Annotated in this window: 19 protein-coding genes; 8 read left to right on the plus strand and 11 right to left on the minus strand. The window is 71.6% G+C overall.

The features are described from left to right. Positions 1-9: 9 nt before the first annotated feature. Together HP445_RS04060 and HP445_RS04065 are read left to right on the plus strand one after the other, a co-directional pair. The gene (locus HP445_RS04060; RefSeq protein WP_111024275.1) at positions 10-732 is read left to right on the plus strand and encodes a CPBP family glutamic-type intramembrane protease; all 723 of its coding nucleotides are present in this window, start codon (positions 10-12) and stop codon (positions 730-732) included. A gap of 74 nt (positions 733-806) precedes the next feature. Next, positions 807-2090 carry a PP2C family protein-serine/threonine phosphatase gene (locus HP445_RS04065; RefSeq protein ID WP_128781550.1) on the plus strand — a complete coding sequence of 428 codons (1284 nt, stop codon included), beginning with the start codon at positions 807-809 and terminating at the stop codon, positions 2088-2090. Between the two features lie 177 nt (positions 2091-2267). Here HP445_RS04065 and HP445_RS04070 read toward each other — a convergent pair whose 3' ends face one another. Beyond that, the gene (locus HP445_RS04070) at positions 2268-2906 is read right to left on the minus strand and encodes a TetR/AcrR family transcriptional regulator (RefSeq protein WP_128781549.1); all 639 of its coding nucleotides are present in this window, start codon (positions 2904-2906) and stop codon (positions 2268-2270) included. A 206-nt stretch (positions 2907-3112) separates the two neighbouring features. Between HP445_RS04070 and HP445_RS18845 the strand changes: the two genes are divergently transcribed. Both HP445_RS18845 and HP445_RS04080 read left to right on the plus strand, forming a co-directional pair. Next, the gene (locus tag HP445_RS18845; protein ID WP_128781548.1) at positions 3113-3964 is read left to right on the plus strand and encodes a GDSL-type esterase/lipase family protein; all 852 of its coding nucleotides are present in this window, start codon (positions 3113-3115) and stop codon (positions 3962-3964) included. Between the two features lie 32 nt (positions 3965-3996). After that, positions 3997-4491: a hypothetical protein gene (locus tag HP445_RS04080; protein WP_128781547.1), complete on the plus strand. Its 495-nt coding sequence runs from the start codon at positions 3997-3999 to the stop codon at positions 4489-4491. 31 nt (positions 4492-4522) lie between these two features. On the opposite strand, the gene HP445_RS04085 is transcribed toward HP445_RS04080, so the two are convergent. From HP445_RS04085 to HP445_RS04110, 6 genes are all read right to left on the minus strand, one after another. Further along, positions 4523-5194: a response regulator gene (locus tag HP445_RS04085; RefSeq protein ID WP_128781546.1), complete on the minus strand. Its 672-nt coding sequence runs from the start codon at positions 5192-5194 to the stop codon at positions 4523-4525. After that, positions 5191-6570 carry a sensor histidine kinase gene (locus HP445_RS04090; RefSeq protein ID WP_128781545.1) on the minus strand — a complete coding sequence of 460 codons (1380 nt, stop codon included), beginning with the start codon at positions 6568-6570 and terminating at the stop codon, positions 5191-5193. The genes HP445_RS04085 and HP445_RS04090 overlap by 4 nt, the downstream gene beginning before the upstream one ends. After that, entirely contained in the window at positions 6557-7531 is a 975-nt protein-coding gene (locus tag HP445_RS04095; protein WP_111099893.1) for a CPBP family intramembrane glutamic endopeptidase, read from the minus strand. Before HP445_RS04095 ends, HP445_RS04090 begins: the two co-directional genes overlap by 14 nt. A 154-nt stretch (positions 7532-7685) precedes the next feature. Continuing rightward, on the minus strand, positions 7686-8177 hold the full coding sequence (locus tag HP445_RS04100) for an SRPBCC family protein (RefSeq protein WP_111033706.1): 492 nt from the start codon (positions 8175-8177) through the stop codon (positions 7686-7688). 255 nt (positions 8178-8432) lie between these two features. Continuing rightward, positions 8433-8993, minus strand: coding sequence for an arsenate reductase/protein-tyrosine-phosphatase family protein (locus HP445_RS04105; RefSeq protein WP_239001418.1), 561 nt, complete (start codon positions 8991-8993; stop codon positions 8433-8435). Between the two features lie 2 nt (positions 8994-8995). Next, entirely contained in the window at positions 8996-10330 is a 1335-nt protein-coding gene (locus tag HP445_RS04110; protein ID WP_017886319.1) for an adenylosuccinate synthase, read from the minus strand. 210 nt (positions 10331-10540) lie between these two features. Here HP445_RS04110 and HP445_RS04115 point away from each other — a divergent pair, with 210 nt between their 5' ends. Then, complete coding sequence (locus tag HP445_RS04115; protein WP_071404361.1) at positions 10541-10714, plus strand: antitoxin; 174 nt, start codon at positions 10541-10543, stop codon at positions 10712-10714. A 104-nt stretch (positions 10715-10818) separates the two neighbouring features. Here the strand turns inward: HP445_RS04115 and HP445_RS04120 are convergent, their stop codons facing one another. Beyond that, a complete protein-coding gene (locus HP445_RS04120; protein WP_156155336.1) occupies positions 10819-10983 on the minus strand; it encodes a hypothetical protein in 165 nt (54 codons plus the stop codon). 163 nt (positions 10984-11146) lie between these two features. Beyond that, positions 11147-14818: a S8 family peptidase gene (locus tag HP445_RS04125; RefSeq protein WP_164941273.1), complete on the minus strand. Its 3672-nt coding sequence runs from the start codon at positions 14816-14818 to the stop codon at positions 11147-11149. A gap of 160 nt (positions 14819-14978) precedes the next feature. Here HP445_RS04125 and HP445_RS04130 point away from each other — a divergent pair, with 160 nt between their 5' ends. The 3 genes from HP445_RS04130 to HP445_RS19100 are packed head-to-tail and all read left to right on the plus strand — an operon-like array spanning position 14979 to position 18651. Beyond that, positions 14979-15635 carry a TetR/AcrR family transcriptional regulator gene (locus HP445_RS04130; RefSeq protein ID WP_128781542.1) on the plus strand — a complete coding sequence of 219 codons (657 nt, stop codon included), beginning with the start codon at positions 14979-14981 and terminating at the stop codon, positions 15633-15635. Next, positions 15632-16420 carry a hypothetical protein gene (locus tag HP445_RS04135; protein ID WP_128781541.1) on the plus strand — a complete coding sequence of 263 codons (789 nt, stop codon included), beginning with the start codon at positions 15632-15634 and terminating at the stop codon, positions 16418-16420. The genes HP445_RS04130 and HP445_RS04135 overlap by 4 nt, the downstream gene beginning before the upstream one ends. Further along, positions 16417-18651, plus strand: a complete 2235-nt coding sequence (locus HP445_RS19100) for a YhgE/Pip family protein (RefSeq protein WP_128781540.1) — start codon at positions 16417-16419, stop codon at positions 18649-18651. Before HP445_RS04135 ends, HP445_RS19100 begins: the two co-directional genes overlap by 4 nt. 64 nt (positions 18652-18715) lie before the next feature. On the opposite strand, the gene HP445_RS04145 is transcribed toward HP445_RS19100, so the two are convergent. Continuing rightward, positions 18716-19537, minus strand: coding sequence for an NAD-dependent epimerase/dehydratase family protein (locus HP445_RS04145; RefSeq protein ID WP_128781539.1), 822 nt, complete (start codon positions 19535-19537; stop codon positions 18716-18718). 10 nt (positions 19538-19547) lie between these two features. Beyond that, on the minus strand, positions 19548-20444 hold the full coding sequence (locus tag HP445_RS04150) for an endonuclease domain-containing protein (protein ID WP_128781538.1): 897 nt from the start codon (positions 20442-20444) through the stop codon (positions 19548-19550). Between the last annotated feature and the right edge of the window lie 175 nt (positions 20445-20619).

The raw sequence follows: 20619 nt of genomic DNA on the forward strand, positions 1-20619 counted from the left end.
GGTGGCCCCATGCGCTCCGAGCCGGCCACGACCACCACCGAGCCCAGCGTGCGGCGACAGCGGGACCTCATCGTCATCCTCGTCGCACTCGGCGTCGCCGTGATCCTGACCCGGATCGTCGGACAGGTCACCCGGACTGGGGGCATCCCCTCGCCGGTCCTGCAGGTGCTCGCCGCGGACGCCGCCGTGTGGGTGCCGCTCGTCGTCGCGGCCGCCGTGGTGCTCCGTCGGACCCCGCGTGCGGCGATGGTGTCGCGGCTGCGGCTCGACCTGGGGATCGTCGTCTTCGCGATCGGCATCGTGATCGTGTGCCGCGCGGTGGACGTCGTCATGTCGCTCGCGTTCACGGGGACGACCGGGCTGGTCCCCGCGCCGTCCCTCGGCACGCCCGACGTCGGGCTGCTGCTCGTGTCGGCGATCGGCATCGTCGTCGTCAGCCCGGTGCTCGAGGAAGTGGTGTTCCGCGGGCTGTTCCAGCGCCGGCTCGCCGCCGAGCTCACGCCCCGAACCCGGTTCCTCGCGGTGCTGGTCACGGCGTTCCTGTTCGCGCTGCTCCACCTGCTGCTCGGTGCGGGTGGCACGTCGCTCGGCGGGTTCCAGGTGTTCGTCACGACGTTCCTGCTCGGCCTGCTCACCGGCACACTCGTCGCGATGACCGACCGCATCGGCGGCGCGATCCTGGCGCACGTGCTGTTCAACGCGGTCGCGGTCGTCGCCACCTGGCCGCGCTGAGCGGCCAGGGCTGCGTCCCCAGATCGGGTCAGGGGCGGTCGCTCGGCCGCGCGGACCACTAGCCTGCACTGAGCATGACTCGCCCAACCAGCATCGTCGACAACCCTCTCGTCCGTCAGGCTCCGATCAGCGGCCTGTTGGCGCTGTCGGCGTTCCTGAGCGTCGTGATGCCGACGCTGCCGATCACCCAGCACCACCTGTTCGTCGCGAGCGTGGTGGGCGTGGTGGTCGCGACACTGATGAGCGCGATCCCCACGCTGGTGCGCCGCGCGGCCTGGGTGGTGCCGGTCCTGCTCACCGTCGACTTCCTGACGATCGCACTGCTCCGCACCGGGACGGGCTCCGGCTCCTCGCTGTTCACGGCGATCGTGGTGCTCCCGGTGGTCTGGTGGGCGTCGCTCGAGGGCCGTCGCACCGTGCTCTTCGCGATCGCGGGCATCGTGGTCGTGATCCTCGCCCCGTACGTCCTGACCCCGTCCGACGCGCCCGGCGCGAGTGAACTCGTCCGTCTGGGCATCCTCGTCGTCGTGTTCGGCACCGTCGCCGTCGTCGTGCACGAGCTCTCCCGCCGGGACCGACGGAGTCTGCGGTCCGCCGAGGCGCGCGAGGGCAAGGTCCGCGCCGAGATCGACCGGGCAGCAGCGGTGCAGCGCTCCCTGCTCCCGACGACGACCGGCCGCATCACCGAGGACGTCGTCGTCGCCGGCGCCTGCCTGCCGGCCAGGAGCGTCGGTGGGGACTTCTTCGACTGGTACCCGACGCCGACCGGCGTGGCGGTGAGCCTCGGTGACGTCATGGGCAAGGGCGTGGGCGCCGGGCTGATCGCGGCCGCGGTGCGCGCGACCCTGCGCAGCGCCCGGACCGTCGAGGACCCCGGCGAGGCGCTGAAGCGGGCATCCGACGGGCTGACCGCCGAGGGCGTCGGACCCGATCTCGCCTTCACCACGCTGTTCCACGCTCGGATCTCCGACGACGGCACCCTCCAGTGGGCCGACGCCGGTCACGGGCTGAGCTTCGTCCTGCGGGCCGACGGACACGTCGACCGGCTGCGCTCCGGCGACATGCCGCTCGGGCTCGGCATCCGCGAGGAGTGGGCGACGACCGACGGCACTCTCGAACCGGGCGACCTGCTCGTCTCGTTCAGCGACGGCGTGCTCGACCTGTACGACGACCTGGACGACACGATCGACTCCGTCGCCGCGATCGCCCGCGCCGGCCGCGATCCGCACGCGGTCGTCCTCGCGCTGTCGGCCCGCGCCGACGAGGTGCCGCACGACGACGACGTCACGGTGATCGCGATCCGCCGGCAGCCGGTCGAGGTGGACACCGAGCGACCGCTCGCGATGCACGCGGACTGACGGCGCGGAACGAGCGACCGGCGGCCGGTGGGCAACGCACGTCCGTCTCGCAGAGATTGGTACGCGCCGCCGCTCGAACCCGAATCGTGCGGCGACGCGTGCAGACGGTGAGCGTCTGCCCTCGGACGCCCTAGCGTCCTCGGTCTGTGGGGGCGGCCCGACGAGCCGCCCGGAGGGTCAACCGACCCGGGCGAGGTCCCAGACGGGCGGCACGTACGCGCGGGACCAGCCCTCGCGCAGACGCGTCACGGCGCGGTCGAAGGCCTCGAGCAGGTCCATCTCCGGTCGCACCATGGACTGCAGCTGCAGCCCCTCGTAGGTTGCGAGCAGCTGCTCCGAGCCGCGGGCCGGTTCCATCGTGCTGGGCTCCCGCCCGAGCATGACGTCACGCTCCAGGGCGTGCTGCACGAAGGCGTGGAAGCGTCGCCACCGGGCGTGCAGCATCGGCGCGAGCGGGTGCTCGGGCGATGCGGCGATGTTCAGCGTCGCCGTCAGGAACCGCATGAGCGACGGGTCGGCCACGTTCGCGGTGACGATCGCGCGCAGGAACCGGATGGTGCCGTGCTGCTCGGCCAGGGGCATGAGCGGCACGGTGCGGTCCTCGTTCCACCGGTCGATCGTCGCGAGCAGCAGGCCGTCCCAGCTCGGGAACGTGCGGCCGACGACGTCGGTGTCCACTCCGGCCGAAGCCGCGACGACCTCGGGGGTCACCTCGTGCAGCGGACGGGAACGCAGCGCCGTGATCATCCCGTGGATGACCTCACCCCGCAGGGCGGGGTCGTCGGGGGTGGTCACCGGCGGCGTTTCGATGTGCATGCATACACTGCACCAGCCCGACGCGCCCGTGCACAGTCCCCCGAACGGGAACGTGCGTTCCCCGGACAGCGACCGGATCGTGTAGCACGGGGAACGATCTGTCTGTCCGCGGAGCGCGAGCCGTGCAGGCCCCCAGACCTGGGGGACGATGACATGTCACGGAACTTCTAGGGTGGTGAAGTTCGCACCCGAAACGAAAGCTCACGTTGCCTCACCACCAGCGCTCCTCCCGCCTGCCCTTCATCGCCGCAGCCGCATCCGTCGCCGTCTTCGCTGGCACCCTGCTCGCCGCAGTCCCGAACACCGCGACCGCCGTGGAGGGAACCGGGACGAGCGCCCCCACCCCCGCGCCGACCGACGTTCCGGCACCGTCCCCGACCACGGAGCCGACGAGCCAGCCGAGCCAGCCCACGCCCGTTCCGACCAGCGCCCCGACGCCGAGCACCGCCCCGACGGCCACGCCGAAACCGGTGCCGACCCCGACGCCTGCGCCGACACCGAGCAAGCTGACGTTCACCTACGCCGGCGACTCGCTCACGGCCATGGACGCCTCGTGGATGCGGCAGCTGAAGGACCCGACGATGGCCAACGTCGGGGGCACCTCGATCGGAGGAGCCACCTCGACGCGGATCCTCGAACGGAGCTCGGCGCACGATGCCGACGTCCTCGTCGTGATGGCCGGCACGAACGACCTGCGCTACGGGTACAGCACGAAGTCGATCCTGAACAACATCGACAAGATCACGAAGAAGGTCGGCGCGCGCCACGTCGTGATCGCCGCGATCGCGCCGTCGAACATCACGAACTACAGCAAGAAGCACATCGACCGCCGCAAGCAGGGCGAGATCCTGAACCGCGACCTGCAGAACCACGCACTCACCCGCGGCTGGATGTTCGTCGACCCGTGGGCAGCCGACCGCCGGCTCGACGGCGGCTGGCCGTCCTCGCGCACGTACGACGGCGTCCACCCCACGGTCGCGATGTCGAAGAAGGTCTCGATCCGGATGCAGCAGGCGATCCACATCGCCGCAGAGGGCGCCAAGGGCGCAGCGGGCTAGCCCCCGGTCGCGTCGTGAGCCATACTCGCCCCATGCAGTGGGGACGGATCGCACCGGTCGTGGCACTCGTCGTGGTGATCGGCGGCACCCTCGCGGGCTGCGCCCCCGAAGTCGGCAGCGGCACCGGCGCCCCCACGAACTCGAGCAACGACGACAACGTGCAGAGCACCGGGTGCACCGACTACGTCCAGCTGAAGACCCCGGCCGAACGCCGCGACGCCGCTGAGCTCGTCGTCGACGCCGACGTCACCAAGACCGACCGCACCGTGGAACCGCAGGGCATCTACGAGGTGTACGAGGCGACGGTCACGGACGTCACGAAGGGCGACGCCGTCGCCCCCGGCGACACGATCCAGGTCATCAGCACCTCGGACCAGTGCGAGACGAGCGGCGAACCGGTCGAGTACCTCTCGGGCGACCCCCTCGCCGACGAGGGCGCCTTCCGCCTGTACCTGTCCCACGACGGAGACGACGACGTCTGGCAGCTCGTCGTCCCCGGCGCCGCGGAGTCGCAGCCCGACAGCTGACGCAGCAGCCCGCCGGCTGACACCTGGGCCGCTACGGCTGCTCCGGCACCGTCACGATCCGGTTCTGGTACGCCCACACCACGGCCTGCAGCCGCGACCGCACCCCGAGCTTCGGCAGCATCCGCGCCAGGTGCGACTTGACGGTCGACACCTCGAGCACGAGCGCAGCGGCGATCTCCTCGTTCGACATCCCTTGCGCCAGCAGCAGGAGCACCTCGTGCTCGCGGGCGGTCAGCACGCCGTCGGCCCGGTCGCCGGAGACCGGCTGCAGGCTCCGCCGCGACACGAACTCCCGCAGCACCCGCCGGGTCAGGGCCTGGTCGAGCGTGCCGTTGCCGGCGGCGACCTGCCGGACGGCGTCGACGATGGTGTCCGGCTCGGCGTCCTTGAGCAGGAACCCGGAGGCCCCGGCCTCGAGTGCCCCGAACACGTAGTCGTCCAGGTCGAACGTCGTCAGCATGAGCGCGGGGATCGCCGGGTCGGCGTCCGGCGCGCAGAAGATCCGGGCGAGTTCGATGCCGTTCATCACCGGCATCCGGATGTCCAGGCAGGCGACGTCGGGTCGCGTCTCGCGCGCCAGCGCGAGCGCCTCGCCGCCGTCGGCGGCCACGCCGACCACCTCGATGTCCGGCTCCGCCCCGAGGAGCGCGGACACCCCGGCGCGGACCAGGGGCTGGTCGTCCGCGACCAGCACGCGGATCACGCGACCACCCCGGGGCCGTCGGCGGCCTGCGTGGGTGCGGCAGGTGCCTCCCGGCCGAGCGCCAGCTCCACCAGCCATCCGCCGGTCGCGGTCGGGCCGGTCTGGAGGCGCGCCCCGACCAGGTCCGCCCGCTCGCGCATCCCCCGCAGGCCGTTGCCGCCCGAGGGAGAGGTCCGCGCTGCCGGCACGGTGGCCGGTGCGTTCTCCACCCGGATCACCACCCGGGTCACGTCGCGGTCGTCGATGGTGACGGTGCACGGGGCGGACGGGGCGTGCAGGGCGGCGTTGGCCAGTGCCTCCTGGACGGTGCGGTAGGCGGCGAGCTGCGCGAGCGGGCCGACGCCGTCGGCCAGCGGGCGGTCCCCCGGCAGCACGTCGAGCCGGACGTCGCTGCGGAACCGGGCGCGTTCGGCCAGGTCGACGATCCCGGCGACCGTCTCGACGGCGCGCTCGGCAGGGGCGTCGTCGCGGAGCAGGCCGACCAGGCGGCGGAGGTCCTCGAGCACGGCGGTGCTCTGCTCCCGAACCTGGCGGGCGCCCTCGTGGGCACGCTCCGGGTCCGCGTCGATCTGCCGGTCGATGACGGCGGCCATCAGTGCGATGCCGGACAGGTGGTGCGCGGCGATGTCGTGGAGCTCACGGGCCATCGCGGCACGTTCGCGGGACACCGCGGCGTCGACCAGGGCGTCCTGCTCCCGGTTCACGGCGCTGGCCTCGGCGGTGCGGGCGACGCGGACCTCGCGGCGGGACTGCACGAGCAGGGTGACCAGCAGGGGCAGGCCGACCGCGCCGATCGCCTGCAGCACGCCCTGCCCGAGCGAGCCGGACACGGCGGCCGTCGTGTCACCGGCGACGGCGGCCAGCACCGCGCTGCCCGCGGCGACCAGTGCACCGGCGACCAGGAGCGTCGGCCACAGGCGGGCCAGCGGGACGCGGAGTGCGGCGAGGACGACCGCGACGACCACGGGCAGTGCGGTGAGGCCGAACAGGTCGGACGACTCCGGGGCGAGCGCCGCGACCACCACCGGCAGGGCGGCGATCACGATCAGGACGGTGCGCGGTGCCCGACGAGCGGCGAGCAGGGCGGCCGACTGGGCAAGCAGGCCGAGGGCCAAGACGGTCCAGGCGCCCGAGAACACTGCAGGGACCCCCAGTGCCAGGGCGGGGCCGTCCGGTTCGAGGCTGTCCAGGGGCGGCAGGCCGAGCAGCAGTCCGAGGGCGACGACGGCCGTGCCGAGGGCGACGAAGACGTCGACGCGGCGGGCGCGCAGCGCTGCCGGCTCGCGCTGCGCTGCCGGCTCGCGCTGCGCTGCCGGCTCGCGCTGCGCTGCCGGCTCGGCCGGTGCGCGCAGCGCGTCGTGCTCAGCGGGTGCCATCGTTGGATCCTACGAGGCGGGCGCGGGTGGGGACCGGTGCGTCGAGGGGCAGGGCGCGTCGGGCGGGGTCGTATCCCAGGCGGCCACGGGTCACGACGAGCAGCACCGCGGCGGCGATCGTCGACATGATCGTCAGGCCGATCATCAGCGTGCCGGCGGTCATGCTCGGGTACATCTCGGGGAACAGCGTCGAGATCGTGTTGTTCACGCCGACGTGCAGCAGCAGGGCCAGGGGCAGGCTCTCGCGGGTCTTGTTGAAGACCTGGATCATCACGACGTTGAAGGTGATGGTGAACAGGGCGAACACGACGGGCTCGCTCCAGTGGGCGTTCGGCCAGCCGCCCCAGTCGCTGAAGTACAGCGGCATGTGCCAGAGCGCCCAGATCGGGCCGAGGATCGCGGCGGCGCCGAGGCCCCCGAAGCGGTGCTGCAGACGGGGCAGGGCGAAGTCGCGCCAGCCGGGCTCCTCGCTCAGGCCGGTCGAGAACAGCTGGATGATCAGTCCGGGGACGAGCATGGCGAAGGCCAAGGCCGAGGGGGCCCGCACGTCACCACCGGCGAACGGCAGCGCGGACACGACGATCAGGGCCGGCACGACGACGAGCGCCAGCGCGTACCAGTACCAGGCGACCCGCCAGCGGAACAGCCGTCCCACCCAGCGGCGGAGCCCCGCGCGACCGTCGGCGACCGCGGTGACGATGAACGCGCTGCCCAGCGGGCCGAGGAGCGCCCCGGGCAGGACGCCCGTGAACTGTCCACTGCCCAGGACCTCGGGGAAGTGGATGTCCCACACGCCCATGCCGTGCGGGGACAGGATGTACGGCACCCACGCGAGCCAGCTCAGGCCGAGTGCCATGGTGAAGAAGGACACGAGCGGGTGCCGGGCGATGAGGCCGCGGACACCCCCTCGGTCGCGGGCTGCGGTGCCGGCGGTGGGCCGGACTTCGGTGGTGTTCGTCATGCACACGACGCTAGGAAACAGGGCGCTCGGGGACGACCGGCTTCGGGATGCACCTGCGGGAGTTCCATCGAAGGATGCAAGCGCGCTGCGGGTGGGTTCGGCACTCCTGAACACGCCGTCGTCGTGCGCAGACGCCGGCGTCTCGCGGGTCCGGTCAGGCAGCGCGCTGGGCGGCCACGTGGGCCAGGACGACGGGGTCCTCGCAGCCGCGGGCGAACCCCAGGATGCGCCGGTCGATGTCCCGCTGCAGCACGAGCACGCCGATGCGCTCGGCGATCGGTGCGAGCCACTTCGGCCGGCACGTGAAGTTGTAGCGCCAGACGGCCAGCGTGTGTCCGGGCTGTCCCTCCGCCGCCGTGAAGCGCCAGCCGCCGCCCATGCGCTCGAAGAACCACGACCCCTTCGTCATCTTCATCCCCACGTTCGACGGCGGGTGGTACGAGACGTACTCGCTCTCCATCGCCAGCCCGAACCGCTGCACCGTGTACGTCCGGACGCCCTTCGCCGGCACGGTCGCGCCGTCCATCAGGTGCTGGCGGCGGATGAAGGGATCCCACCGCTTCCGGATCGCTCCCTGTGTCTGCGAGACGGCGAAGGCCACGTCGGGCTCGACCGGGATGACGCAGCGGGACTCGACGACGGGCATGAGTCATCCTCGCACGTGCACGGTGCGGCGTGCGCCGGCCCGTGCGAGCTCCGCCGAACTCGCACCGTGCGGTGTGCGTCGGCCCGTGCGAGCACCGCCAGACTCGCACCGTGCGGCGTCCCTCAGCCCGTGCGAGCTTGCTCGCTCCGTGCGCCGCTACAGCCCTGCACCAGTCGGCCAACCTCGCACCGGTCGGACAACCACGCACCGTGCGCAGCGGCAGCGGCAGCGGCAGCGGCAGCGTCAGCGGCGGCGTCAGCGCAGCGTCGCCCGGAGTGCGTCGGCGATGAGCGCGAGCGCCACGTCGACCTCGTCGGCCACGCGCTGGTGGGTCGCCGTCGAGCGACGGTAGGGGTCGTCCACGTCGTCGTCGGCCGGGTCGGCGGGCGGCGGGACCGTCCCGCGCAGCCGCGCGACACGCTCCACGAGTTCCTGCGGGGTCGTCACGTCGGCCAGGTCACCGGGCTCGAGGCCCGCGAGCACCCGCGCGAACTGCTTGATCGTGAACGTCCGCTTGGAGGCCCGGGGCGCCAGGGAGACAGCGGCTGCACGGTGCGATCGCTCGGCGGTCAGCACCAGGTCGGCGCGCTCGACGATCTCGGCCGTCAGGTACCGCGACCGGTGGGCCGACGGGTCGCCCCCGAGCCGGACGGACTGTTCCGCCGCGGCGGCGTCCATCGCGGCACCGTCGTCGGCGATGGTGCCGGCCGACTCGACCACGAACGCGGGGGCGTCCGGGCCGAGTCGTGCCGTCAGGACCTGCGCGCCGAGCGGCGACCGGCAGATGTTGCCGCTGCAGACGAACAGGATCCGCATCGTCACGCTGCGTCGGTGCGTTCGCCGGCGCGCTGGTCGGCACGCTCGTCGTCGCCGAGCAGGTCGTGCCGCACGACGATGGCGTCACGGCCGGGGCCGACACCGATCGCGGAGATCCGTGCGCCGGACATCGCCTCGATCGCCAGGACGTAGTCCTGCGCGTTCTTCGGCAGGTCGTCGAAGGTGCGGGCTCCCGTGATGTCCTCGGTCCAGCCGGGGAACTCCTGGTACACCGGCTTCGCGTGGTGGAAGTCGGACTGGTTGACCGGGACCTCGTCGACGCGGACGCCGTCGACCTCGTACGCGACGCACACCGGGATCGTCTCGAGCCCGGTCAGGACGTCGAGCTTGGTGAGCACGAAGTCGGTCACACCGTTGATGCGTGCCGTGTAGCGGGCGATCGGGGCGTCGTACCAGCCACAGCGGCGCGGGCGGCCGGTGGTGGTGCCGAACTCGAAGCCGTTGGCACGCAGGAACTCGCCCGACTCGTCGAACAGCTCGGTCGGGAACGGACCGGCACCGACGCGGGTCGTGTACGCCTTGACGATGCCGATGATCCGCTCGAGCTTGCCCGGGCCGATGCCCGAACCGGTCGCGGCGCCACCAGCGGTCGCGGACGACGAGGTGACGAACGGGTAGGTGCCGTGGTCGACGTCGAGCATCGTGGCCTGGCCGGCTTCGAACAGGACGGTCTCGCCACGCTCCAGGGCACGGTGGATCTCGAGGGCGGTGTCGGCGACCATCGGGCGCAGGCGCTCAGCGAACGAGAGCAGCGACTCGACGACTTCTTCCGGGTCGATCGCACGGCGGTTGAAGACCTTGACCAGCAGGTGGTTCTTCTGGTCGAGCGCCGCCTCGACCTTCTGGCGCAGGATGTTCTCGTCGAAGATGTCCTGGATCCGGATGCCGACGCGGTTGATCTTGTCGGCGTAGGTCGGGCCGATACCGCGACCGGTGGTGCCGATCTGGCGCTTGCCCAGGAACCGCTCGGTCACCTTGTCGACGGTGCGGTGGTAGTGCGTGATGACGTGGGCGTTGGCCGACACGAGCAGCTTCGAGACGTCGACGCCGCGGGCGCGCAGGGCGTCGAGCTCCTGGAACAGCACCTCGAGGTCGACGACGACGCCGTTGCCGATGATCGGGGTCACGCCGGGCGTCAGGATGCCGGAGGGCAGCAGGTGCAGGGCGTACTTCTCGCCGCCGACGACGACGGTGTGACCGGCGTTGTTGCCGCCGTTGAACTTCACGACGTAGTCGATGCGGGAGCCGAGGAGGTCGGTGGCCTTCCCCTTGCCCTCGTCGCCCCACTGGGCTCCGATGATGACTGCTGCGGGCATCTGGTTCTCCTCACGTTGGCGGAGGACCGCACACGGCCCTCCGGGCCGGTGGTCCACCCGAGTCTATCGGCTGGTCACCTGCGCGTCACCCGCTGTGACGTCCTGTGGACGGCGGGCCGCGTGTCCACATCCAGCGCACCTGGATGTCCGTCCGGATCGGTCGGAGCACGGGCGGACGCGTCCAGATCCACGACGCGGAAGGAGCACGACATGAGCGGCATCGGAGACAAGGCGAAGGACTTCGCCGACAGTGACAAGGGCGAGCAGGCAACGGACGCCGGCCTCGACAAGGCCGGCGACGCGGCCGACAAGGCGACCGGCGGCGGACACGGCGACCAGATCGGCAAGGCCGAGGACGCGGCCGACGGCAAGATCGGCAAGTGACGTCCGAGACGTCACCAGAAACGGGACGGGAGGCGCGGTGCCAGCTGGCACCGCGCCTCCCGTCTGTCTGCCGGTGCGTCCCGAGCCACCCGGCCGACCCCGGATCAGCTCCGGAAGAAGTCCTGGTACGACGGGTCACCGACGGGCTGGGAGTGCCCCGGCTCGGCCAGGCGCTGCTCGATCATGGCCTGGATGACGTCCGGCGGGGTGAGTCCACGACGGCGCCACTCGACCGGGTTGGACCGAAGCTGGTTCAGCGTGCTCTGCATGGGAGTCACACTGGCACCACTTCACTAGTTTGTCTAACTACCTGTCCCGAACGCGCGTTCAGGGGGCTGCCCCGCGCTTGGTGAGCAGAAGAGGTCGGATCCCCACTCGGGCCCCGACCTCTTCTGCTCACCATGTGGCGCGTGAACCGCGCGCGCACCTGTCCTAGCGGCGCGTGACCTTCGCGGTCGCCCCGGACTTGGCCGTGCCGTCCTTGTACCCGGAGGCGTGGGCCGTCACCTGCACGCTGATGCGGTGCCCGACGTCGGACGAGCCGAGCTTGTACTTGGTACCCGTTGCCGACTTGACGACCTTGCCGTCACGCAGCCACTGGTACTTGTAGGTCGCCTTCGTCGTGCTCCACGTGCCGTGCTTCGCGGTGAGGGTCGAGCCGACCTTCGCCGTCCCGCTCACCGCGACCTTGCTCCCCCTCGCCAGCGCGAGCTTCGGCGGGACCACGTTGATCGTCGACGTGTCGGCCTGCTTGCCCGCCGCGTTGTCGAGGTGGAGCAGCAGCACCGTCGCCTTGGTGACACCCGAGGCACGGGTCACCGTGAGCGAGTCGGCGTCGGCGAACAGCACGCCGGGGGTGCCGTCCTGCGAGAACGACAGCTTCGGCTTCGACGGGTCGAACGTGGCCGTCTTCGTCTCGTCCACGACCGAGGAACCGCTGGTGGCAGCACCCGGGGCGTAGGCCGACTCCGTCAGCACGGTGTAGTCGAACTTCTTCGACGAACCGATGGCCTTCGCAGCGACGGTCAGCACCTTCACCGAGCTGTCGAAGGTGTTCACGTCCTGTCCGGGCGCACCGCCGTTGAGCGGCTGGACGTCGACGACGGGGTCGACGTCCGGGTCGTCCAGGGCGGCCTTCGCCAGGTCGACCGTCGTGGCGAACGTGGCGTCCACGGCAGCCGACTTCGCGTTGTACACCAGGAAGTCGGGCTCGCCGTCACGGTCCGTGTCGATGAGGACCTCGACGTTGGTCACGGCGCCCGGGTTCGCGTCCGGACCAGCGGTCTGCACACCGAACGCCAGGGTTCCCGAGGACTTGTCGTACGACGCACCGTAGGAACGGACGTCGGCCGCCTGCAGCGAACGCGTCGCCGAACCCTCGGGGAACGCCTCGGCCGGGTCGGTGCCGCCGAGCACGAACGGAGCGACGGCGGCGTGGTAGCCGGTCGTCAGTCCGCCCTGGTCGAGCGTGCGGCCCTTGAGCGTGAGCTCGGCCGACTTGCCCGGTCCCGTGAACGAGACCGTGGTCCGGGCCCGGACCGCGCTGACGGGCTTCGGGGCCACGTAGGCCCCGAGGCGCATCGGGTTGAGCGAGCTGTCGGTCGGCGCGAACGCCACGATGCCGGAAGCGGCGGCCACGAACTCGCGCTGGTAGCCCTGCTGGACGGCTTCCTGGGTCGGGTCGATGACCCGGCGGAGCTTCGTCGCGTCGGCGACCGAGAACGTCAGCGTGACCGATGCGGTGCCGTTGGCGGGCACCGTGACCTGCTTCGAGCTGAGCGCGAAGGTCACACCAGGCTGCGACACCTGCGGCTGGTACGACACGTTGTACGTGTGCGCCGTGCTGTCGGTGTTGTCGATCTGCAGGGTGCGGGTCTCGCTCGTCCCGCTGGCGACCTCGACGACGCCGAACGACGCGGTGACGAGCTGGTCGTTCTCGGCGCTGCGGACCGTGGTGCCGGCGGTGACCGCCTGCAGTGCGTCCACGCGACCGGTGCCCTGGCGGAGCAGGGTGGCCGAACGGTTGCCGTCCTTCACGTCGTGCGTCGCCGTGTTCATCAGGGCCGCCTTGACCTGCGGGGCGGACCAGGTGGGGTGCGACTGGAACGTCAGCGCCGCGATGCCCGCGACGTCCGGCGTGGCCATCGAGGTACCGCTCATCGACATGCGGCCGTCACCGGTGCCGTTGGCCGCCGAGATCACGTTGACCCCGGGGCCGGCGATGTCCGGCTTGACGATGTCGTCGAACGATCCGTGCACACCACGGCTGGTGAACGACGCGAGCGTGTTCACGGCGTCCGCCTCGATGGCGACCTCGAAGCCCTTGAGCTCGTCCGCGAAGCGCACGTGCAGGGTCCCCGCCTTGGCAGTGGCCTGGAGGCTCGCCACGCTCTTCGCGGTCAGCTCGGCACCCGGGATGGTCGCGTTGCCACCGATGCCGGATTCGAACGTGTCGAGCGTGCCCGCCAGCAGGACGCCGACGCCGCCAGCGGCCTCGACGTTGCCGAAGCGCACGGCGGAACCGCACTCGAGCGCGGCGTCCGTCCACTTCAGCCAGACGACCTTGCCCTTGATCTTCGCGGCGTCAGCGGCGCTGAACGCGGCACAGCCGTCGATGTTCGCGGTCGGGACGACGACGTCGCCCTCGACCGGCAGGGTGCCCTTGAAGTTGGACGAGTACTGCGAGCGGTAGGTCTTCGCGACGTCGGCCGGTGCGGTGACCTGCACGCCGTCGTAGAGCGACTGGCCGGTGGCGCTCGCGGCGACGGTGAGCGCGCCCTCGGCGTTGCCCGGCGACCCACCGATGTCGGTGAAGTCGTCGGCGTTGCCCGAGGCGATCACGGGGAGCACGCCGCGAGCGGTCAGTGCGTCGATCTTTGCGTTGTCGGGGTCGTCCGGTGCGCCGTAGTCGGAGCCGAGCGACAGGTTCAGGACGTTGATGTCCTTGCCCTCGGTGAGCGCCTGGCCCACCCAGTCGAGCGCGGCACCGGTGACGTCGGTCGAGCCACCGTTGTCACCGAAGACCTTCAGGGCGTACAGGCCGGCCTCGGGCGCGGTGCCCGGACCGATCCACATGTCCTGCACCTGCTGCGTGGTGAGCTTGGTGTAGTCGCCGTCGAACTGCTGCTTGTCGGCGGTCAGGCCGTAGCCGGCGATCGAGCCGGACACGTGCGTGCCGTGGTCGCCGCCCTTGCCGTCGATCGGGTTGTCGTCGGGAGCCGGCACCGGGTCGTAGGCGTCCGGGTCCGACGGGTCGGCGTTGTAGGTCGCACCGGCGAAGTCGTACCCGCCGAGGAACTTCGACGCGTCGTACAGGCTCGGGTCCGGGGCGCCGCTGCTCGCGTTCGCCAGGGCCTGCTGGTACGCCTCGGTGGTGCCGGGTCCACCGAAGTCGGCCTGCGTGTAGTCGAGACCGGTGTCGAGGACGGCGACGTTGACGTCCTTGCCGGTGTGGCCGGTCTGCTGCCAGGCGTTGAGCGAGCGCGTGTAGACGTCGCTCGCGGCGTTCTTCGGCGCGACGCCGTCGGCGCCGGGTTGGACCAGGCTGGGGTCGACGCCCGAGGGAGCGGCGTCGGCGTTCTCGTTGACCGTCGGCTCGACGATCTTCTTCGGCGTGAGCGGGATGATGCTCTCGACGTCGGAGCGCTTCGCGATCTGCCGGAACGCGTCGACGTCGGCGACGACCGCGACGCCAGGGACGGTGTACTCGGTCGAGTAGAGCTCGGTCGCGTCGGCGTCGGCGCGCTTGACGGCCGACCGCACCGCGGCGACGGTCGACTGGATCGCCTCGACGCGGTTCTTGGCCGCGGAGGACTGGGTCCGCGACTTCGTCAGGTCCCCGCCCTTCGCCTTGGCGTCCACTTCGAGGGCACCCTGGCCGGTCGTGCGCACGAACGCGGCGACGGTCTTCGTCGGCTTGGCGTCACGGAGCGGGGCGGAGAGCTTGAGGTCGGCCACCGAGATCCCGGCCGGAGCTGCGGAGGCCGCGCCCCCGACTGCGAGACCGCCACACGCGAGGGCCGCGACGGCGATGCCGGCGGTCAGGACGCGGGTGAAGCGATGGGGGGTTGGGTTCGGGTCGGTGTTCGGTGTTGCACGGTTCAAAGAGGGCACTCCTGGCTCAGTCCGTGGTTCGCATGAGATTCCTGTGAAGCTATGCGTTCGTTCTCAGGGAAGACAGTCCGCTCTTTGGGGGACTCCCCTCGTCCGAGGGGCGGAACCTGTTAAGTTGCACACCCGTGTGCACGTTATTACGATGGGGTGCGTGACCACCTCCGAGCAGCCCTCCCGCGCGCCCCGCCGCGACGCCACGGAGAACCGGGCAGCCCTCCTCGACGCGGCGAAGACCTGTCTGCAGCAGGACCCGGACGCCTCGATCGAGACGATCGCCGCGGCTGCGGGACTCTCGCGCCGTGCGGTGTACGGACACTTCCCCTCGCGCGACGACCTGGTGCGCGAGGTCGTGACCGCCGGCGCGGCCAGGATCGCCGCGGCCATGCCCACCGCATCGGACCTGCAGGAGCTCCCGCCGGCCGCACGCCTCGCCGCCATCGCGGTGACGCTCTGGACCGAGGTGTCGCACGTCCGCTCGATGGCCCGGGTCGCCGTGCGCAGCCCGTTCGCCGAACCCGTCGCCGAGGTGTTCGCGCCTCTGCGCTCGCAGGTACGCCAGGCGTGCGCGCTCGGGATCGCCGACGGCGCCATGCGGGACGACGTCGACCCCGAGACCCTCGGCCGTCTGGTCGAGGGCGCGTGCATCGCCGTCCTCGACGAGGCCACCCGTTCCGGCACGAGCGACGAGGACGGACGGCGCATGGTGGTGGTGTCGGCGCTGGGCATGGCCGGCATCGACTGGCGCACGGCACTGCTCTCCGAACCCGCTGCTCCCACTCCCACTCCTGCCCCGAAGGACCACGCATGACGCTCGAACTCGACCACGTCGGCATCGGCGAGGAGCCCGGCGCACCCCTGCCCGTCGTCTCCGCCGTCGCCGCCCCGGGACGCCCCGGGGTCCTCGCCGTCGAGACCGAGCAGGCGCCCGTGCTCGCGTCACTCGTCGCCGGCGGCCGCATGCAGCCCGACACCGGCCGGCTGCTGCTCGACGGCCACGAGGACCCGGCAGCCGTCCGCCGCTCGTTCGCCCTCGTGGACACCCCCGGGGTCGCCGAGCCCTTCCCCGTCATGACCCTCAAGCAGATCGTGCGCGAGGAGCTCGCGTTCGCCGGGCAGCGCCCGAACCGTGAACACGTCGACACCGTGCTCGACGAGCTCGGACTGCGGGACTACTTCGACACCGCCGTGCAGCGGGTGCCGACCGTCGTGCGCGTCCGGCTACTGGTCGAACTCGCCCTGCTCCGCGACGGTGTGACCGGCATCGTGATCACCTCGCCCGAGCGGCACGGCGGCGCCGTCGAGGACTGGTTCCAGGTGGTCCGCGACGTCGCACGACGGGGCGTGACCGTGGTCCTCGTGACCTCGAAGGCCGCCGCCGCCACCGTCGAGCACCTGCTCGACACGATCGACACGCACGACGGCGTCGAGACGCACGGCGGCGTCGAAACGCACGACGACGTCGCGACGCTCGCGACGCCCCAGACCGAGGACCCCGAGGACGTGGCCCGAACCGACGGAACCGAGCCGGGCCTCCCGGCCGCTCCTTCCGTCACCGAAGCATCCGCAACCGTCCCGACGGAGGCACAGAAGTGACCACCACCTCGCTCGTCCGCGCAGAACTCGCGCGGCTCACCGCGACCCCGCTCGCACGCCTGGCGTTCATCGCGCTGATGATCGTGCCGCTGCTCTACGGCGGCGCCTACCTGTGGGCGAACCGCGACCCGTACGCGAAGCTCGACCAGATCCCCGCCGCGATCGTGAACCTCGACGCCGGCGCCACGCTGGACGGCGACCACGTCGACTACGGCAAGGACGTCACGAAGGAGGCCATCGACGGCGCCGACTTCAAGTGGACGAAGACGAGCGCCGCCGACGCCCGCTCCGGTGTCCGCAACGGCACCTACGACTTCGTCGTCACCATCCCGCACGACTTCTCGGAGCACCTGGTGTCCGCGCAGTCCGACGACCCCACGCAGGCGAAGCTCGTCATGACGACCGCCGACACGAACTCGTACCTGGCCTCGACCATCGCCGAGCAGGCGGGCAAGACCATGCGCACCGCCGTCGCCGAGCGCGTCGGCAAGCAGGCGGCGAAGACCCTGCTCGTCGGGCTCGCCGACGTGCGGGACAGCCTCGGCGACGCGGTCGACGGGGCCGATGAACTCGCGTCCGGAACCGCCAAGGCGGACAGGGGTGCGCACCAGCTCGCCGACGGTACCGGCAAGCTGTCGTCCGGGGCGGCGGAGCTCGCGTCCGGCACGGCCGACCTGCCGTCGCAGACCCAGCAGCTGAACAGCGGGGCGCAGCAGGTGGCGTCGGGGGCGTCGACCCTGGCGTCCGGGCTGGCCAGCGCGCAGCAGCAGACGGCGGCACTGCCGTCGCAGACGCAGCAGTTGGACAGTGGGGCGCAGCAGCTGCAGTCCGGGCTGCACCAGCTCCGTGACCAGACGGCTTCGCTGCCGTCGGACTCTGCGCGCCTGTCCAGTGGTGCGTCGCAGGTCGCGACCGGGAACGCCGAGCTCGTCGAGAAGGCCGCACCGTTCATCGCGGGCGTCCAGCAGCTCTCTGCGCAGTCGCCCGAACTCGTCGCATCGCTGAAGCCCGTCGTCCAAGCCTCCACGGTGCTCTCCGCGGAAGAGAAGACCCGGCTGCTCACCGGGCTCGACAACCTGCAGGCCGGCAGCACCAAGCTCGGTACCGGTGCCGGCGACCTGTCCGGCAACCTGCAGAAGCTCAAGACCGGCAGCGCGCAGGTGTCCGCGGGCGCCTCCCAGCTCGCCGAGCAGGCCCCGGCGCTGACGAGCGGCATCCAGCAGCTCTCCGACGGTTCGGACACGCTCGCCGCCGGCACCGGCAAGCTCGCCGCGAAGGCCCCGGAGCTGTCGTCCGGGATCGCGGACGCGGCCACGGGCGCCTCGACGCTCTCGTCGGGAGCGTCGAAGGTGGCCGCCGGTACATCGAAGCTGGCCTCGGCCGCTCCGACGCTGTCGTCCGGTGCGTCGCAGCTCGCGACCGGTGCGAAGACCGCCGACCAGGGCGCCTCGTCGCTCGCGTCAGGGTTGGACAAGCTCACGACCGGCTCGTCGAAGCTCGCGTCGTCGCTCGACGAGGGCCGCACGAAGATCCCGGCGTCGAACGCCTCGGAGCGTGCGTCGCAGGCCTCGGTCATCTCGGACCCGGTCAAGGTCGGGGACGACAACGTCGCCGCCGCGTCGAACTACGGTGCCGGCCTCGCGCCGTTCTTCATCTCGCTCGCGGCCTGGATCGGCATGTACGCGCTGTTCCTCATCCTCAAGCCGATCTCGAAGCGCGCGATCACGGCGGTGCGGAAGCCTCTCGCGGTGGTGTTCGGCGGCTGGCTGACCCCGGCACTCCTCGGCCTGGTGCAGATGGTGGCGCTGTTCTTCATCGTGCGCTTCGCCCTCGACCTGAACGTGGTGCACGTCGGCGGCACGATCGGGATCATGGTCCTGGCCTCGGCGACCTTCGCGGCGATCATCATGGCGCTCAACGTGCTGCTCGGATCGGTGGGGCAGTTCCTCGGCCTGGTGCTGATGCTCGTGCAGCTCGTCACCGCTGGCGGGACGTTCCCGTGGCAGACGTTGCCGGGGCCGTTGGCGGCGCTGCACTTCGCGCTGCCGATGACGTACTCGGTCGACGCGATCCGGCAGACGATGTACGGCGGGAACCTCGGCGCCGCGTGGTCGGACGCGGGCGTGCTGCTCTGCTGGCTGCTCGGGGCGCTCCTGGTGTCCTTCGTGGTCACGGCGCGGCAGACCCGCTCCCGCACGCTGCGCGACCTGCGCCCGAGCCTGATCGGGTAGCGGGGCCGGGGGGCGGGCGCCCGCGCGCACGCTTCGTGAGCAGAAGAGGTCGGGTGACATCAGGTCACCCGACCTCTTCTGCTCGCGAAGTGCGTTCGCCGAGCGGCTGGTGCACCATCCCGCCGCCGAGGGTGCTCAGGTCGTCGGTCGGCAGGGCCGCACGGGCGTCCGCATCGAGCACGGCGGACGCGTCGTCGAGGGGGTGGAACCCGATGCGCTCCCCGGCGGACAGGTCAGCCGGCGACCCGGTGTTCCGCGACAGGGCCCAGACCACGTGGTGCCCGGGGTCGCGGAGTGCCACGGTCGCGAGGACCAGGCGCGTCAGGTCGTCGGGCGAGGTCCACATGAGTAGCCCCCGGGTCGTCGGCGGCAGCGCACCGAACGCACCGATCCGCGCGGACACGATCGACATCTCGTACCGGTCGGCGAACAGGCTGCCGAGCAGTTCCATCGCGGCCTTCGTCACGCCGTAGTACGTGTCCGGACGGGGCAGCCGGTCGCCGGGCACGCTCCCCGGCTGGTCGAGGGGTTCGGGCACCAGCCCCACCGCGTGGATCGAGCTGGCCTGCACCACCCGGAGCACCCCGGCGGCGGCGGCCCGTTCGAGCACGTTCTTCGTGCCGGTCAGGTTCGCCGCGATCAGGTCGTCCCAGGCGGCCTCCGTCGGGATGCCCGCCAGGTGGACCACGGTGTCGACCGCGGCGAGCGCATCGTCCAGCGCAGCCGGGTCGTTCACCGATCCGGGTACGAACCGTTCCCCGGCGACGACCGGATCGTGGGGCCGCTGTTCGTCGAGCAGCACGAGGTCGTGTCCCGCGGACCGCAGTCGAGGACGCAGGGCGCTCCCGATCCGGCCCGCGGCTCCGGTGATGAGCAGCGTCGCCATGCCGCGGACGCTACCCCCGGCGCGCGAGCAGCGACCTCAGCTGTGCGACCGCGCCGAACGCCGGGGTGTCGAGGTCGGACTTGGTCCACCGGACGACTGCCCAGCCGAGTCGTTCCATCTCGCGGTAGCGGCGGAGGTCACGGCCCCACTGCTCGGCGTCGGTCCGGTGGTGGTCGCCCTCGTACTCGATGACGATGCGGTGCTCCGGATAGGCCAGGTCGACGCGGCCGACGAACCGGCCGGCTTCGTCGAGCACGTCGACCTGAAGTTCGGGCTCGGGCAGCCCCGCGCGGACGATCGCCAGCCTCGCGCGGGTCTCCTGCGGCGACCCGGCCCCCACCCGCACGAGCTCGAGTGCGACGCGCAGTCGTCGGACACCCGATCGCGCTCCGGCCAGGGCCACGGCGGCAGCGAGGTCGTCGATCGTCGTCTCGCACCGCCGTTCCGTGACGATGGCGTCCCCGAGCACGACGAGCTGGTCGACCGAGAGCATCGCACCGCAGTCCACCCACAGCGCCGCGGGTGTGCTCGTCGGCATCCCCCACCGCTCCGTCACCCGGGCACGGTCCGGTGTGATGCGGTGCCCGACGACCCCGTGGCGTCGTGGTTGTGCGATCGGCAGGGGACTCGTGACGTGCACCGGTCCGTCGTCGGCGGCAGGGACCGGCAGCTGCCAGAGGACCGCCGCCGAGACGTGGCTGATGAACTGCCCGGGAGCCAGGACCGGCCGGAACGCCCGGATCCGGTGGACCGGGTCGGGCGGACGGTCACGGGCCCATCGGATCGACCGGGTCGGCCGGATCAGGTCACGCCGTCGGAGTCGTTGTCGGGAGACGCCCGCGCGGTCGGCGGCACCGACGTCGAACGCGCGCCCGCGCAGCGGTGTCGGAAGTGGTCGTGCTCGCATGACGACCACGTTCGCGCCCCGCGCCCACTGCCCGCGCGCCGAACGCGACTTCTGTGCACAACGCGCCCCGGGCCTCCCGTGTGGAGGACCAGCCACGCGCGGATCGTGAGCAGAAAAGGTCGGGTCGCCGCCCCGCACCCGACCTTTTCTGCTCACGAACCGAAACCGACCCACC

This window comes from Curtobacterium flaccumfaciens (assembly GCF_013359815.1).
Classification (GTDB): Bacteria; Actinomycetota; Actinomycetes; order Actinomycetales; family Microbacteriaceae; genus Curtobacterium; species Curtobacterium flaccumfaciens.

Bases quoted from the DNA above. Each gene is read 5' to 3' on its own strand.
- HP445_RS04100 (WP_111033706.1), bottom strand. From the start codon at position 8,177: ATGCCCGTCGTCGAGTCCCGCTGCGTCATCCCGGTCGAGCCCGACGTG.
- HP445_RS04150 (WP_128781538.1), bottom strand. From the start codon at position 20,444: ATGCGAGCACGACCACTTCCGACACCGCTGCGCGGGCGCGCGTTCGAC.
- HP445_RS04115 (WP_071404361.1), top strand. From the start codon at position 10,541: ATGAGCGGCATCGGAGACAAGGCGAAGGACTTCGCCGACAGTGACAAG.
- HP445_RS04095 (WP_111099893.1), bottom strand. From the start codon at position 7,531: ATGACGAACACCACCGAAGTCCGGCCCACCGCCGGCACCGCAGCCCGC.
- HP445_RS04110 (WP_017886319.1), bottom strand. From the start codon at position 10,330: ATGCCCGCAGCAGTCATCATCGGAGCCCAGTGGGGCGACGAGGGCAAG.
- HP445_RS04120 (WP_156155336.1), bottom strand. From the start codon at position 10,983: ATGCAGAGCACGCTGAACCAGCTTCGGTCCAACCCGGTCGAGTGGCGC.
- HP445_RS04070 (WP_128781549.1), bottom strand. From the start codon at position 2,906: ATGCACATCGAAACGCCGCCGGTGACCACCCCCGACGACCCCGCCCTG.
- HP445_RS04060 (WP_111024275.1), top strand. From the start codon at position 10: ATGCGCTCCGAGCCGGCCACGACCACCACCGAGCCCAGCGTGCGGCGA.
- HP445_RS04105 (WP_239001418.1), bottom strand. From the start codon at position 8,993: ATGCGGATCCTGTTCGTCTGCAGCGGCAACATCTGCCGGTCGCCGCTC.
- HP445_RS04080 (WP_128781547.1), top strand. From the start codon at position 3,997: ATGCAGTGGGGACGGATCGCACCGGTCGTGGCACTCGTCGTGGTGATC.
- HP445_RS04065 (WP_128781550.1), top strand. From the start codon at position 807: ATGACTCGCCCAACCAGCATCGTCGACAACCCTCTCGTCCGTCAGGCT.
- HP445_RS04090 (WP_128781545.1), bottom strand. From the start codon at position 6,570: ATGGCACCCGCTGAGCACGACGCGCTGCGCGCACCGGCCGAGCCGGCA.
- HP445_RS04145 (WP_128781539.1), bottom strand. From the start codon at position 19,537: ATGGCGACGCTGCTCATCACCGGAGCCGCGGGCCGGATCGGGAGCGCC.
- HP445_RS04135 (WP_128781541.1), top strand. From the start codon at position 15,632: ATGACGCTCGAACTCGACCACGTCGGCATCGGCGAGGAGCCCGGCGCA.